This window comes from Roseibium sp. Sym1, assembly GCF_027359675.1.
GTDB lineage: Bacteria > Pseudomonadota > Alphaproteobacteria > Rhizobiales > Stappiaceae > Roseibium.
In genome coordinates this window covers 6377233-6392494 of record NZ_CP114786.1, presented here as the reverse complement: position 1 = coordinate 6392494, position 15262 = coordinate 6377233, and the positions used below count along the sequence as shown (strand labels likewise).

Here is a 15262-nt window from a genome sequence, read left to right as displayed (position 1 = left end):
TCTCTGAAAGCCGCCTGATGCTTGTCCGCGACCGCGCGTTTTTCGCGTCCATGTTCCTGACGGTGCTGGCCGACCAGATCCTCCTGTTCCTGGTGCCGCTGGTGATCTTCCAGATCACCGGCAATGTCGCCTGGTCGGGACTGGCGTTTTTCTTCGAGACCCTGCCGCGTTACCTGACCTTTCCCGTCGCCGGTATCCTGTGCGACCGGGTCTCGCCGATCCTGTTGCTGCGTGTCAGCCGGATCCTGAGGGCGGCTGCCTGTGCGCTCGGCATCGCCGGGCAGATCGCTTTCGGGGGCGTCTGGTGGCTGATCGGCCTCTCCGCCGTTGTCGGCGTTCTGACGACCCAGGGCCTCCTGGCGCTGGAAATGGTGCTTGTGCGCGCCTTCGCCGACCAGCGTTTCGAGAAGGTCGCCAGCTACGGCCAGATCGCCGCGCAGATGGGCGTGGTCCTGGGGCCGCTTGTGGCGGCCTACCTGATGGCGCTATGGCCGTGGCAGGCGGTTGTCGTCCTGGCGACGGCCCTGTTCGTGCTGGCCGATCTTGCCTTCCTGCTGTGGCCGGGGCAGGCCCGCATGCAGGCAGTGCCGGACGGCAGGCTGAACCGCCATCCGTTGGCGGACCTGACACATGCGCTGACCCTGGTCTGGCAGCTGCCCGGCCTCATGCGCGCGATCCTGCAGGCTGCCGGGGTCAACCTGATCATCGGGGCGACCCTTGCAACCGCCGCCGCCATGATGACCGGGTTCTTCGCCCAGAGTGAACAGGTCTACGCCTGGCTGCAGGTCGGCGGTGCGCTGGCGACGCTTGCCGTTCTGACGCTGACCGCCCATGTGGCGTTTCGTCTGGGTACGCTCGGCCTGACGGCCTACGCCCTGATCTGCCTCGGCGCGGTCCTGACGGGACTGGGGGCCCACCCGCTCATTTATGCTACCGGATTCCTGCTCATCGCCGGCTTCGACAAGATGTTCAACATCTATGTCAGGACCCTGCGCAAGGAGATCATCCCGCCGGCGGAATTCGGCAAGACGACCGGCGTCATCATCTGCCTCAACAACCTGTCCCAGCCGCTGGCCGGTCTGGTGGTGGCGCTGTTCGCTGCCGGGGACGATGCCCGGGCGGTGCTGCTCGGCCTTGCCGCGGTGATGGCGGTCCTCGGCGGCGTGACCTTTTCCAGGCGCTGACACCCCTCAGGAGAAAGGGGCGCCGGGTGTCATTGGCCGGAGGCCTGATGGGGCAGATGACCGGCCGCCTTGCGCACGATGTCGGCGATCTCGGTGAGCTGCCCGGCAAGGGGACTGGACTTGCGCCAGACCATGCCGACCGTGCGCCGGGGCTCCGGCACCTCGAAGCGGGAAATGGAGACGGAGGCGGAGCGGGTTTCCACCGGCACCGCCATTTCCGGGATCAGGGTCACCCCCATGCCGGCGCTGACCATCTGTACAAGGGTCGACAGCGAGCTGGCATCGAGAACCTCGCGGGGCGGGCCGGAGGGCAGGTTGCAGAAGGACAGGGCCTGGTCGCGAAAACAGTGGCCCTCCTCGAGCAGCAGCAGGCGCATTTCCCGCAAGGAATCTGCATTGGGCAGAGGCGCATTCGCCTCCTTTGCGGAGCGGACCAGGACGAAACGTTCGTCGAAGAGGGGCGTCTCGTCGAGGGAGGTCTCCGAGACGGGCAGGGCAACAATCGCCGTGTCGAGCTGGCCGTCGCCGAGTTCCTGGATCAACTTCGGCGTGACAGTCTCGCGCACATGGATATCAAGCTCGGGATAGGTCTCCGTCAGGTCGCCGACGACGCGTGGCAGAAGATAGGGGGCAACGGTCGGAATCACGCCGATGCGCAATCTGCCGACCAGCCGGTCGCGCGACGCCCGCGCGAGATCACCAAGCTCGTCTGCCGCGCGCAGGATCTCGCGCGCACGCACGACGGCAACCTCGCCGAACTGGGTCAGTCGGACCTGCCGGGCACCGCGTTCCAGGAGGGGGGCACCGAGGACTTCCTCCATTTCCTTGATCTGCATGGACAGCGCCGGCTGCGATATCGCGCAGGATTCCGCGGCCCGGCCGAAATGGCCGTGGCGGGCCAGGGCCTCGAAATAGCGCAGCTGTTTGAGGGTGATGTTGATCATAATTTATTCTTATCAAATCAATCAGAAAATTCAACTTCTTCTGATCGAAGAGCTTTGCTAGTTTAGAACTTGTAAAGAGTGGGATGGCAGCCGCTGGTGGAACAGTGGCAACCAAGGTCCGCCTTTAAAAAAGAGCTTCGAAACGCCGCAGCCCGGCAGTCTTGCCGGGCCCCACGGCGCTTCCCATCAAAAAGACGATCTGTGTGTCAAACTTCTGTCAACAGATCGGAGTTGTCTGAGCCGGTGCACAGCACCAACACTCGAATTGGAGAGGAAAATGGACGCTAAGGTCGATAAATCAGGCGGTTGCCCTGTCATGCATGGCGGCAACACCGAGATGGACAATCCTGTCACGAAATGGTGGCCGAATGCGCTGAACCTCGACATCCTTCACCAGAAAGGCGCGCGCACCAACCCGATGGATCCGGACTTCGACTACCGCAAGGCGGTCCAGGGTCTCGACCACGAGGCGGTCAAGGCCGATGTTCGCGCCCTGATGACGGAAAGCCAGGACTGGTGGCCGGCCGACTGGGGTCATTATGGCGGCCTGATGATCCGTCTGGCTTGGCACTCCGCCGGTTCCTACCGCATGCAGGACGGCCGCGGCGGCGCCGGATCCGGCAACATCCGCTTCGCTCCGCTGAATTCCTGGCCGGACAATGCCAGCCTCGACAAGGCCCGCCGCCTGCTGTGGCCGGTGAAGAAGAAATACGGCAATGCCCTGTCCTGGGCCGACCTGATCATCCTGGCCGGCAACATGGCCTATGAATCCATGGGCTTTAAAACCTTCGGCTTCGGCTTTGGCCGTGAGGACATCTGGGGTCCGGAAACCGACGTCTACTGGGGCGCCGAAAAGGAATGGCTGGCTCCGGCAGAAAACCGCTACGACAGCACCGACGATGCAGCGTCTCTCGAGAATCCGCTGGCGGCGGTCCATATGGGCCTGATCTACGTCAATCCGGAAGGTGTCGACGGCAAGCCGGACCCGATCAAGACCGGCGCGCATGTTCGGGAAACCTTCAAGCGCATGGCGATGAATGACGAAGAGACCGCAGCCCTGACCTGCGGTGGTCACACGGTCGGCAAGGCCCATGGCGGCGGCGCCGGAGACAATATCGGTGTCGAGCCGGAAGCCGCCGGCATCGAAGCGCAAGGTTTCGGCTGGGCCAATCCGGACCAGGACGGCAAGGCCTCCAAGGCATTCACCTCCGGTATCGAGGGGGCGTGGACGCAGGAGCCGACCAAGTTCGACATGGGCTATTTCGACTACCTGTTCAACTACGAATGGGAGCTGACCAAGTCGCCGGCCGGCGCCAACCAGTGGAAGCCGGTCAACATGCCGGAAGACAAGAAGCCTGTTGACGCCACCGATCCGTCGATCCGCCACGATCCGATGATGACGGATGCGGACATGGCCATGAAAATGGACCCGGTCTACAACGAGATCTGCAAGAAGTTCATGGCGGACGAGGCCTATTTCCGCGATTGCTTCGCCCGCGCCTGGTTCAAGCTGACCCACCGCGACATGGGCCCGAAGGTCAACTATCTCGGTCCGGACGTTCCGGCCGAAGACCTGATCTGGCAGGATCCGATCCCGGCCGGCTCGACCTCCTATGACGTCGATGCCGTCAAGGCGAAGATCGCCGCCAGCGGCCTGAGCCCGGCCGAAATGATCGCGACCGCCTGGGACAGTGCCCGCACCTTCCGCGGCTCCGACAAGCGCGGCGGCGCCAATGGTGCGCGCATCCGTCTGGCTCCGCAGAAGGACTGGGAAGGCAACGAGCCGGCCCGTCTCGCCAAGGTGCTCGGCAAGCTGGAACCGATCGCTGCGGAAACGGGTGCTTCCGTTGCCGACGTCATCGTCCTGGCCGGCAATCTCGGCGTGGAGCAGGCCATCAAGGCGGCCGGCTTCGACATGGCCGTTCCGTTCGCCCCGGGCCGCGGCGACGCGACCGACGAGCAGACGGATGCGGAATCTTTCGATGTCCTGGAGCCGCTCGCCGACGGGTTCCGCAACTGGCAGAAGAAGGACTATGTTGTCAGCGCCGAGGAAATGATGCTCGACCGCGCCCAACTGCTCGGTCTGACGGCCCAGGAAATGACCGTTCTGGTCGGAGGCCTGCGTGTGCTGGGCACCAATCACGGTGGCAGCAAGCATGGTGTCTTCACCGACCGCGAAGGTGCCTTGACGACGGACTTCTTCGTCAACCTGACCGACATGGCCTATAGCTGGCACCCTGTCGCGGACGGCACCTACGAGATCCGTGACCGCAAGCTGGGCACCCTGGCCTGGACCGCGACCAGCGCGGACCTCGTTTTCGGATCCAACTCGATCCTCCGGTCCTACGCGGAAGTCTATGCCCAGGACGACAACGCCGGGAAGTTCGTCAAGGACTTCGTGACTGCCTGGACCAAGGTCATGAACGCGGACCGGTTCGACCTGGCATAACACGTCCTTGTCGACTGCATCGAACGTCTGCGGCGCCCCGGTTACCGGGGCGCCGCTTTTTGTGTTTTGCGTCGCACAATAGCGCGGATTGATCCGCACTAACCCTTATTTTCCTTGAAAGGTCATTGTTCCGTCACAAGGTTTATGTTGCACTGCAATGTGTGCCGGCTTGTGCTCGAGGCCGCATTTTGTGGTGGCGGGACGGATCGGTTGTCTAAACCGCCGGTCCCGATGACAGGAGCAGTGCGCTAGATGTTTGATTTGACGGGGCAAAAAGCCCTTGTTGTCGGCGTTGCCAATGACCAGTCCATCGCCTGGGGCTGCGCAAGGGCGTTCCGTGCTCAGGGCGCGGATGTGGCGATCACCTACCTGAACGACCGGGCCGAACCTTTCGTTCGCCCGCTGGCGGAGCAGCTCGGCGCCGAAATCGTCGCCCCCCTCGACGTGCGCAACGAGACGCAAGCGGATGCGCTTTTCGCCGAAATCGTGGCGAGGTGGGGTCGGCTCGACACGCTGCTGCATTCCATCGCCTTTTCGAGGAAGCAAGACCTGCACGGGCGCGTGGTTGACTGCTCGGCCGAAGGGTTCTCGCAGGCCATGGACATTTCGGTCCATTCCTTCCTGCGCCTGATCAGGCGGGCCGAACCGCTGATGCCTGAAGGCGGCACCTGCATGACGGTGTCATTCATGGGCGCGCAGAAGGTGGTCGAGAATTACGGTGTGATGGGGCCGGTCAAGGCGGCTCTGGAAGCTGCCACGCGCTACGCGGCTGCGGAACTGGGACCGAAGGGCATTTCCGTGCATGCGCTGTCGCCCGGACCGCTCCAGACCCGGGCGGCATCCGGTATTGCCGAATTCGATGCGCTTCTCAACGACGCCGCGGAGCGCGCGCCGACCCACCACCTGGCGACGATCGACGATGTCGGCGCCTATGCCGCCTTTCTGGCCAGCCGCGAGGCGTTCAACGTCACCGGCTCGGTGCATCCGATCGACGGCGGCTACAGCATTCTTGGATAGGAGGTCCCGATGAAGGACATTTTCGACGCGTTTGAAAAGGGACAGAACGAATTCCTGAATTCGCTCCAGGACGCGACCGCCTGGGGTCCGTCCGAACATTTCACCCGGTATCAGGCCCAGGCGACCGAACTGGCCAACCTGGCCGAGCTGATGGGACGGGGACTGACGCAACATCTGACCGGGATCACCGAGGCCCACAAGGCGCGCTGGCAGCAGAACCTGTCGGATGCCGGCAAGGCTGTGGAAGATGTGGGCGCAGCCCAGAAATCGGGTGAGCTTTACAAGGCCTGGGAAGACTACTGGCAGGATTCGGCACAGCGGCTGGTGCTGACCATGGACACGCTGCGCCGGCGCGGCGACATCTTCCTGGAGCATGAGGAAGCCGGCTGCCCGCCCGTTCTCAAATATGACTACGAACTGGTGCTCGACGGCGCGGACCTGCCGCGTCCCAGCTGCTACATGCTCCTGAAGATCATCCCGCCGAAGGACGTGCCCTGCCGGGAGCCGAAGGACTGGAAACGGCCTTACATCATCATCGATCCTCGCGCCGGCCATGGCGCAGGCATCGGCGGTTTCAAGCCGGACAGCCAGGTTGGCGTCGCCCTGCGGGACGGCCACCCGGTCTATTTCGTTGCCTTCCGGCGCATGCCGGAAAAAGGCCAGACGCTGGCCGATGTCACCCACGCGGAAGCGGCCTTCGTGCGCAAGGTGAAAGAACTGCATCCGGAGGCGCCCAATCCGGTGGTGACCGGCAACTGCCAGGGCGGCTGGGCAACCCTGCTGCTGGCGGCCTCCAATCCGGACCTGACCGGACCGGTGATCCTGAACGGGGCGCCGGTCGCCACCTGGTCCGGCCGGGTCGGAGAGAACCCGATGCGCTACAATGCCGGCGTTCTCGGCGGCACCTGGAACGCCATGTACTACTCCGATCTCGGTCACGGCGTCTTCGACGGGGCCGACATCGTCCAGAATTTTGAACTGCTCAATCCCGCCCGCAATTATTTCGGCAAGTATTACGACCTCTATGCCAAGGTCGACACCGAGCCGGAACGGTTCCTGGAATTCGAGCGCTGGTGGGGCGGCTATTTCCTGCTGAACGAAGCGGAAATGAAGTGGATCGTCGAACAGCTCTTTGTCGGCAACCGGCTGGCCAAGAACGAGGCCCAGCTGGAGCCCGGACGCAATGTCGACATCAAGAATATCCGCGCGCCGATCATCGTGTTCGCCAGCTGGGGCGACAATATCACGCCGCCGCAGCAGGCGCTCAACTGGATCATCGACACCTATACGGACGAACGGGAAATCGCCATCCGGGGGCAGCGGATCATCTACATGATCCACGACCAGGTCGGCCATCTCGGCATCTTTGTGTCCTCCAAGATCGCCAAGAAGGAACACACGGAAGTCACCTCGACCCTGAAGACCATCGAGGCGCTGGCCCCGGGCCTCTACGAGATGACCATCGACGACTACGAGGGCGGCCTGCTGGAGCGCGAATTCACGGTCAGTTTCCACGAACGCAAGATGGACGATCTGAAAAGGATCGATGACGGCCGCGACGATGAGATCCCGTTCGCCGCGGTGGCACGGGCGTCCGAGCAGCAGGCGGAGTTCTATGACGTTTGCGTGCGCCCCTTCGTGCAGGCCGGCGTCACCGAACAGAGCGCGGATCTGCGCCGCAAGACCCATCCGCTCCGGCTGCAGCGCGCGATGATGTCCAGTCTCAACCCGTTCCTGTCCTGGCTTCCGGACCAGGCGGAGCGCGTCAGGGGGGAGCGCGCTCCGGCAGAGGCAGGCAACCCGTTTGCCGAACTGGAGCGGGTCAACGCCGCCCTGATCGAACAGTCGATGGACCTGTTCCGGGACCTGCGCGACACGGCCTATGAAAACCTCTTTTTCAGCCTGTGGGGATCGCCCTACATGCGCTGGTTCGGCAGGACCAGGCAGCCCGGCCGCACCTTGAAGCGCAAGGACGAGCTGCGCAGCCTGCCGCCGGTCCAGGCGGCCCTGATGCATATCGAGGAAGGCGGGTTCTGCGAGGCGGTCATCCGCATGCTGATCCTTCTGGCGGAAAGCCGCGGCAATGTCCGCCGCGACCGGCTGGAACGCTCGGCAAGGGTGCTGACCCAGGACGAGCCGTTCAAGTCGCTGACACCGGATGCGCGCAGCTTCATGCTGCAGGAGCAGACCCTGATCACCGAGTTTGCTCCGGAACAGGCGCTCGCGGCGCTGCCCAAGCTGCTCAAGACCAGGGAAGAACGCGAGTTGGCGACAAGGGTGGTGCGCTATATTCCCGGCGCAATCGAAGAGATGACGCCGCACACCCTGGAAACCTTGCAACGGTTCCACGAGGTGCTCGACCTGCCGCCCGTGTCGGGCGATATCACCGAAGACCCGCTGGTTGCGACGGACGTGACACTGGAAACCGGGAAAAACGGTGCGCAGGCAGCCCTTGAGGAAACCGGCCGGGTTCCCTCCCGGGCGGCTTCGTCAAGCAATGCGCCGAGGAAGGCGTCGCCGCGCAAACCGGCTGCACGCAAGACTGCGGCGGGCAAGACGAATGGCTCCGGCCGCAAACCGCGCGCCGCGCCGAAGAAACCCCGTGAAAAAGCTGACTGAAAACCGCCGACTGAAAACCGCCGACTGAATAAAAAGGGGCGTCCGGGCCTCTCGGACGCCCCACAGAGCCCCCCTGGAATTTTTATTGGAGTTCGGCTCTGATCTGAACAGTGTTTCGCCTGACAGTGTTTTGCATGACTGACGAACGTGTGCTGTTGCCGTGGCCCGCCGGTAATCCGAACGTTCGACAGGGCCGGAATTGCGGGCACAGCATACCAAGATCCGCCCCCGTCACAAGCCCCGCGACCCGGTCCGAGCCGACAAATTCATCGGGAAAATTTCCGAGGCTGATTTTATTGCGTTTTTTATCGCACGCGAGGACCAATCGTCGTCCTCAATGCTTTCGATCCGTCTCAAGACCTCCTATCTTGTTGCAAAGTGGGCGCTGAAGGTGCTCAGCACAGCCATGCGGAAAGAACCGCATGACGGGAGGGAGATCGGCCGGCCACATGTTCGACTGGACCTACAAGAAGCGTCTCAAGGACGATCTGGAAAACTGGGTTGCGAAGGGTTGGGTCAGTTCCACCGGTGCCGCGGCCATTCTCAAAGACCAGGAACAGGATGACGGGCGCTCGAAGCTGCCCATGGCGTTGGCCGGGATTGGCGTGATTTGCGTGGCCCTGGCCGTGCTGGCCTTCATCGCGGCGAACTGGGATGCGATTCCCAAGACCGTGAAGTTGATCGGTATTGCCCTGCTGGTCGCCGGCAGCCACGGCCTTGCGGCAATGGCTGCGTCCAGGGGGCGCAAGGGCATCGCCGACCTGGCGACGGGATTTGCCACCCTGGTCTTTGTCGGCGGCATGGCGCTGGTCGGGCAGATCTTTCATCTGCCGTCGGACTGGGCCGGCGGCGCGTTTCTGGTCTGCCTCGGAGGCCTCGCCGCGGCCTGGCTGACCGGGTCGAAGACCTCGCTCACCGTTGCCGCGGTCGCCGCCATCACCTGGCAGGTCATGCGCCCCGAATTCGGCGTGCCCAACCTCATGGCCACCTTGACCGGCCTGGTTCTCACCATAGCGGTCTTTATTCATCCGGTGTTCCATCCGTCCCGGCTGACACGCTGGGCGGCAATCTCGCTCCTCTGGGTGACCTATGGCCGCTGGTTCGCGGATACGGCGGATCTGTTGTCCTCCGGCGACGATTTCGCCATCGCCATGCTGCTTGGGGGCGCCGGAGGCCTGAGTGCCGTCATGCTGCAGCTCGACCCGGTTGCGGATCTCTATGTCAAATGGTCCAGCGACCGGCCGCTGCGCGGGCATGGCCACTGGCTTATGGCCCGGTCGATGCAGGATGTCGGTGTTCTGGTCCTGTCGATCCTGATCGTGCTGTCCCTGATCGTTGTGCCTGAAGTCTCCGACGATCTGTCCTTCCTGGGCCTGTTGCCGCTGCCGGCCCTGCTTCCGCTCGGAACCGCCCTGCTGTTGACCGGGACGGGCCTGTTGCTGTCCTTCCAGACAGCCAAGGCAAGGGGCCTGTTCGCCGCGACCGGGCTGGCACTGCTGGCGGTGCTGATGCCGGTTGCCAACATGAATGTGCTGATCCTCGCGGCCGTATCGCTGGCGGCACTGATCGGGCTCTGTGCGCTCGGCACCTGGTACAACAACCGTTTCTGGATGCTGTGCGCCTACCTCGCCCTGACGGCGGAAGCCTTGTGGTTGCTTCAGGTTACCATCGGCTCCCTGCTGGGGCAGTCGCTGTTCTTCCTTGTTGCCGGCCTTCTGCTGCTGGCCATGGCGCTGTGGCTCGCCCGCCTGTTCAAGCGCGGTCAGCGGCCCGCGCCCCCGTCGCCGGAAACCGGGGAGGCGGCGCCATGACCGTAGAGACCCAAACCATGCCTGCAAGCCGGGGCCTGTTGTCGCCCTGGCTTCGCTGGGGTCTGCTGGCGCTGATCCAGCTCGGCCTGATCGCGATCCCGCTGGTGGACCGTCTTCAGGTGCAGAGCAGTGGCACGCTGGTGCCGCTGGCGGTGATCCCGGTCGATCCACGGGATCTGCTGCGCGGCGACTATGTCATCATCAACCTGGCGATCACGCGCATTCCTGTCGATCTTCCCGGCAGCGACGGACTGGAAACCGGCGACAAGGTGTTCGTGGAACTCGCCGGCCAGGACGGCGGCGCGGCGGAGCCTGTCGCAATATCCAGGGACCGCACCAAGGTCGGCACGCCGGCCATAGCCGGGACCGTCCGCTTCGCCACGGCCGAGGAGATCCGCGTGGATTACGGCATTGATGCCTTTTTCCTGCCGGAAGGCGAGGGACTGGAGATCGAGCGCATGGACAAGGATCGCCTGCTGCTGGAAGTCAGCGTGACCGAGGACGGCCGGTCGCTGCCGGTCAATCTGCTGGTCGATGGAAAAGTGGTCCGTTCCGACGCGATCTTTTGACGTATCGCCGCGAGCGGAGTAAGAGCGCGGCACCCGATTGTCATCCGAAAGCCTTTCATGACCGATCCAGCGCTCGACACACTCCTGCTGCCGTTTGAAACCGGCGATGTCGACCTTGCCGACGGAGCGCGCGTCCTGTTCCTGCGCGCCCGTGCCGGAAGGGCCCTGTCCGCCCTGGGTACACTCGACCTGCTGTGCGAACAGAGCTTCGCGCCGGACCGCGATGCCTTGCTGAAGGCCGGTCTGGCGGTTGAGGCGGAGACGGACGCCGGTGGTTTCGACGCCGTCATGGTTCTCCCCGGCCGTCAGCGCCAGGAGGCGCGTGCCCAGCTTGCCCGGGCGGTCTCGAAGACGAGACCCGGCGGTGTGGTCATGGCCTCTGCCCCCAATACCGAGGGGGCGAAGACGCTGGAAAAGGATTTGCGGGACCTGCTCGGCGGTGCCGAAAAGCTCACCAAGAACAAATGCCGGGTGGTCTGGGAGACTGTCCGTTCCGATACGCTTGACGAAGATCTGCTCGCCGACTGGCTGGCGTTGGATGCGCCGCGTCCCGTTCTGGACGGTAGCTGGACCAGTCGTCCGGGCATCTTCGCCTGGGACCGGATTGACCCGGCCTCGAAACTGCTCGCGGACCTGCTTCCGGACACCCTGAAGGGCAAGGGGGCAGATCTTGGTGCCGGTTTCGGCTTCCTGAGCCGCGCGGTCTTCGAAAAGGCCCCCAAGGTCACGGGCATGGATCTCTACGAAGCCGAAAAGCGCGCGCTGGAACTTGCGGAACAGAACCTGGCCTCCTTCAAGGGCAAACGTGCCATGACAGGCATCTGGTCGGATGTGACCAGGGGCATCGAGGGCCCTTACGATTTCATCGTCTCCAACCCGCCCTTCCACCAGGCCGGACGGGCGGACCGCGCCGATGTCGGCCAGGGCTTCATCCGCGCGGCCGCCGGCGGCCTGCGTCCCGGTGGAGAATTCTACATGGTCGCCAACCGGCACCTGCCGTATGAGCAGACGCTCGGCGCGGTCTTCACCACTGTCACACAGCTGGCCGACGAGGGCGGCTACAAGGTGATCAAGGCGGTCAAGGCCAAGGGAGGGCGGTGAGAGAATGTCTGGCGCGAGCAACCACAGACACGACCGTGAGGAATTGCTGAAGTCAATCCGCGTGTTCCCCTCTCCCCCCTGGAGGGGGAGATGTCACCGCAAGGTGACAGAGGGGGGGCTGCGGCCTGCCCGCATAAAGGGCGTTGAGATTGACCGCCTCCACCCGGTCCCCCCCTCTGTCCGCTGTCGCGGACATCTCCCCCGCAAGGGGGGAGAGGGGAGCAAGCGGCAAGGTCTGCGATCTCTCACAGCAACGACGAGCGACATCTGCCTGTCTCAAGGAAGACCTTCATGCGCCTGGTAAAACTGCTCGCCAATCTCGGCTATGGCAGCCGCAAGGAAATGCAGACGGCGATCCGCAACGGCTGGGTCACCGACCGGACCGGCAACCGGCTCAAGGCCGACGCGAAGACGGCGCATGAGGACATCCTCTTCGACGACGAGCCGCTCGATCCGGCCCAGGGTGTTGTCATCCTGATGAACAAGCCGCTGGGCTACACCTGCTCGACCAAGGACCAGGGACGGTTGGTCTATGACCTGCTGCCCGATCGTTTCCGCATGCGCAAGCCCGCTCTGTCCTCCATCGGCCGGCTGGACAAGGAAACCTCGGGCGCGCTGCTCTTCACCGATGACGGCACGTTCCTGCACAAGGTCATCTCGCCGAAGTCGGAAGTCCCCAAGGTCTATGAAGTCGCGCTCGACCGGCCATTGAAGGGCGACGAGGCGGGGCTCTTTGCCTCCGGTGAAATGATGCTGGAGAGCGAGGACAAGCCGCTGAAACCGGCGGAGCTGGAGGTGCTCGGAGAGACCAGTGCCCGCCTGACCCTGCATGAAGGCCGCTACCACCAGGTGCGCCGCATGTTCGCCGCCACCGGCAACCACGTCACCGATCTGAGCCGCAGCCGGATCGGCGGACTCGGCGTCGACGGGCTGGAAGATGGCGGCTGGAGGACGTTGACGGAAGATGACAAGGCACTGATTTTCCAAGAGTAATAACACCGGACGCGGATCCGGGCAGGTTTTGCCAAAAAAACTTCTACCCCCGCTGCATCCAATTTCCGATCTGCCGTGTTTCCGGATCGTGAGGCTGAACCATGGGCCTCGACGATTTGAATTGGAGATCTGAAATGTCCCTTCTTGCACGTACCCTTTTGACCACTTCCGCTCTTCTTCTGGCAGCCGGGGCCGCTCACGCCACTCCGGCCATCGGGCTTGCCGGTGACAAGACCCTGGTCGTGATCGACAGCAACGCCGGCAAGGCGACCAGGTCGATGGACGTCACCGGTGTCGATCGCCTGCTTGGCATCGACCTGCGTCCGGCCACCGGTCAGCTCATCGGCGTCAGCGACGCGCATGAAATCGTCGAGATCGATCCGGAAACGGGCGAGGCGACCGTCATTTCGAAGATGGACAAGATGCTGCCGCTGAAAGACGGTCAGCCGGTCATCGTCGATTTCAATCCGAAGGCCAACAAGCTGCGCTTCATGACCGGCCTGACCAACCACCGGGTCGATATCGAGAGCGGCAAGGTGACTGTCGACGGCAGCCTCGCCTTCGAGGAAAAGGACATGCATGCCGGCGAGGCGCCGAACATTGTCGCCGCCGCCTATATCAATTCCTACGGCAAGCCCGACGCCACCGCGATGTATGACATCGACGCGACCATCGGCGCGGTGATCCGGCAGACTTCGCCGAATGACGGCACCCTTGCGGCGATTGGCAAGCTCGGTGTGGATGCCGCCGACACCTACGCCTTTGACGTTGCGACGGACTCCGAAGGCAACAACAAGGCCTGGCTGGCCACCGGCACGTGGCTGCACACGGTGTCCCTGGAGACCGGCAAGGTCACCGGCAGCTGGGAACTCGAAGGCCTCGATTGGCCGCTGCGCGACATCACCTTCATGACCGCGATGTAACCGGCGTTTTCGTCCTTGGACCTCTCTCCGGTCGCTGAAGCCGGATAGGGGTCTAGGTGACGGACCCACAAATGTAGATGAAATGGGTTGAGGCGATTTGGTCTTCATTTGTGGGTGCGTCACCTAGGCTTTGCGGGGCACTTTCCCACCATGATCCGCAAAGCTGTCCGCCGGAGCGGGCTCTGGCATGCCCACGCCAGGACCCGCTCCGGCTCTTTTTCGGTCGTGTGGACCTCATTCAGGAAACCACTGGTCCAGCAACCTCCATGACACGTAGCAACAGAGTACTGTTTCAATTTGAAGGTGAGGCTGCCGTGCTGGACAGGCAGAAAGAGTTGACCGGGATGGACCACGCTACGCTGATCCAGTCCTGCGCGCGCGGTGACCGGCAGGCTCTGCGGGAAATTCTGGAGACGGACGGCCCCAAGATGCTCGGAATTGCCAAACGCATGCTGCGGCGGCAGGACCTGGCCGAGGACGCTCTTCAGGATGCGCTGGTGCAGATCTGGCGCAAGGCCGGAACGTTCGATCCGGCCAGGGGATCGGGCCGCGCCTGGATCTATGCGATCCTGCGCAATCGGACCCTCAACATGCTGCGCGACGGCGCGCGGGAAGTGGCGACTGACGACGACCGGCTGGAACGCCAGGTGGATGGCAGCGATCTCAACGAGGCCTGGCAGATGCTCGGTCATGACAGCGACCTGCGCCGGTGCCTGGACCGGCTTGAAACGGAGAAACGCAGCGCTGTGCTGATGTCCTATGTCTGGGGCTACACGCATGGTGAAATCGCCGGCCGCCTGTCCGCACCGCTCGGCACCGTCAAGGCCTGGGTGCGCCGTGGCCTGACGTCCCTGAGGGAGTGCATGTCGTGACAAGAACGGCGAACCGCAACCTTGCAGAACTCGCCGATGAATTCGTCATCGGCCTGTGCGACCCGGAAGAGCAGCGCGAAGTGGAACAGCGTCTGACATCGGAGCCCGACCTTGCCGTTCATGTTGAGCTTGCCCGCCAGCGGTTTGCCGCCCTGGATGCGGCCACACCGGAGATCGAGGTGCCGGCCGCGCTCTGGTCCCGCATCGAGGACCGGCTGAACGCTTCTGGCGCCACCACGTCGGAAGATAATGCGGCGTCCCGAACGAGCACCGCGGTGACGGATCTTGCCGTGGAACGCGCAAAACGGCGCGGCCCGCTGGTCTGGACAACGCTCGCAAGCCTCGCAGCCAGCCTGGTTCTGGCAATCGCGCTTGTCTGGAACCTGACGACCGCCATCGACCCGAAAGTCGTTGCCGTCCTGGTGAATGACGATGGTCAGCCGGTGGCGATGATCGAGGGCACGGAAACCAACACCACGCTGGTAACCCTGCTGGGCGACACGGACGTTCCGGCCGGATCGGTGCTGCAGCTCTGGACCAAGCCCGATCCGGACGGCCCACCCGTTTCGGTCGGCGTCTTCGACGAGCCGAAACAGACGCTTCTGGAGGCTGTCGGCCTGCCGGCACCGACAACGGACCAGCTCTACGAGATCACCTTCGAACAGCCCGGCGGTTCGCCCACGGGACTGCCCACCGGTCCGATCCTCGGCAAGGGCTTCACCAGGGAGCCGCAATAATCGCAAACGCCCGGCCAAAAAGGTCGGGCGTTTTCCTTGGCTG

At 63.6% G+C, this 15262-nt stretch carries 12 protein-coding genes; 11 read left to right on the top strand and 1 reads right to left on the bottom strand.

What is annotated here, in order from left to right:
- Positions 1–17 precede the first annotated feature (17 nt).
- Positions 18–1184 (top strand): MFS transporter, encoded by a 1167-nt coding sequence (locus O6760_RS29375; protein ID WP_269583203.1) that lies wholly within the window; start codon positions 18–20, stop codon positions 1182–1184.
- Positions 1185–1213: 29 nt separating this feature from the next.
- On the opposite strand, the gene O6760_RS29370 is transcribed toward O6760_RS29375, so the two are convergent.
- Entirely contained in the window at positions 1214–2128 is a 915-nt protein-coding gene (locus O6760_RS29370) for a LysR substrate-binding domain-containing protein (protein ID WP_269583202.1), read from the bottom strand.
- Positions 2129–2405: 277 nt separating this feature from the next.
- Here O6760_RS29370 and katG point away from each other — a divergent pair, with 277 nt between their 5' ends.
- The 10 genes from katG (at position 2406) to O6760_RS29320 (ending at position 15219) form a co-directional block, all read left to right on the top strand.
- Entirely contained in the window at positions 2406–4577 is a 2172-nt protein-coding gene (gene katG, locus O6760_RS29365) for a catalase/peroxidase HPI (RefSeq protein WP_269583201.1), read from the top strand.
- 252 nt (positions 4578–4829) lie between these two features.
- Positions 4830–5594: an enoyl-ACP reductase FabI gene (fabI, locus tag O6760_RS29360; protein WP_269583200.1), complete on the top strand. Its 765-nt coding sequence runs from the start codon at positions 4830–4832 to the stop codon at positions 5592–5594.
- A gap of 9 nt (positions 5595–5603) precedes the next feature.
- Complete coding sequence (locus tag O6760_RS29355; protein ID WP_269583199.1) at positions 5604–8213, top strand: DUF3141 domain-containing protein; 2610 nt, start codon at positions 5604–5606, stop codon at positions 8211–8213.
- A gap of 422 nt (positions 8214–8635) precedes the next feature.
- Positions 8636–10024 (top strand): DUF2157 domain-containing protein, encoded by a 1389-nt coding sequence (locus O6760_RS29350; protein ID WP_269583198.1) that lies wholly within the window; start codon positions 8636–8638, stop codon positions 10022–10024.
- Complete coding sequence (locus O6760_RS29345) at positions 10021–10593, top strand: GDYXXLXY domain-containing protein (protein ID WP_269583197.1); 573 nt, start codon at positions 10021–10023, stop codon at positions 10591–10593. Before O6760_RS29350 ends, O6760_RS29345 begins: the two co-directional genes overlap by 4 nt.
- Before the next feature lie 57 nt (positions 10594–10650).
- Positions 10651–11694: a class I SAM-dependent methyltransferase gene (locus O6760_RS29340; RefSeq protein WP_269583196.1), complete on the top strand. Its 1044-nt coding sequence runs from the start codon at positions 10651–10653 to the stop codon at positions 11692–11694.
- 291 nt (positions 11695–11985) lie between these two features.
- Positions 11986–12687 carry a pseudouridine synthase gene (locus O6760_RS29335; RefSeq protein WP_269583195.1) on the top strand — a complete coding sequence of 234 codons (702 nt, stop codon included), beginning with the start codon at positions 11986–11988 and terminating at the stop codon, positions 12685–12687.
- A gap of 134 nt (positions 12688–12821) precedes the next feature.
- Positions 12822–13610, top strand: coding sequence for a DUF4394 domain-containing protein (locus tag O6760_RS29330; protein ID WP_269583194.1), 789 nt, complete (start codon positions 12822–12824; stop codon positions 13608–13610).
- A gap of 266 nt (positions 13611–13876) precedes the next feature.
- On the top strand, positions 13877–14482 hold the full coding sequence (locus O6760_RS29325; protein WP_269583193.1) for a sigma-70 family RNA polymerase sigma factor: 606 nt from the start codon (positions 13877–13879) through the stop codon (positions 14480–14482).
- A complete protein-coding gene (locus O6760_RS29320) occupies positions 14479–15219 on the top strand; it encodes an anti-sigma factor (protein ID WP_269583192.1) in 741 nt (246 codons plus the stop codon). Before O6760_RS29325 ends, O6760_RS29320 begins: the two co-directional genes overlap by 4 nt.
- Positions 15220–15262: the final 43 nt, after the last annotated feature.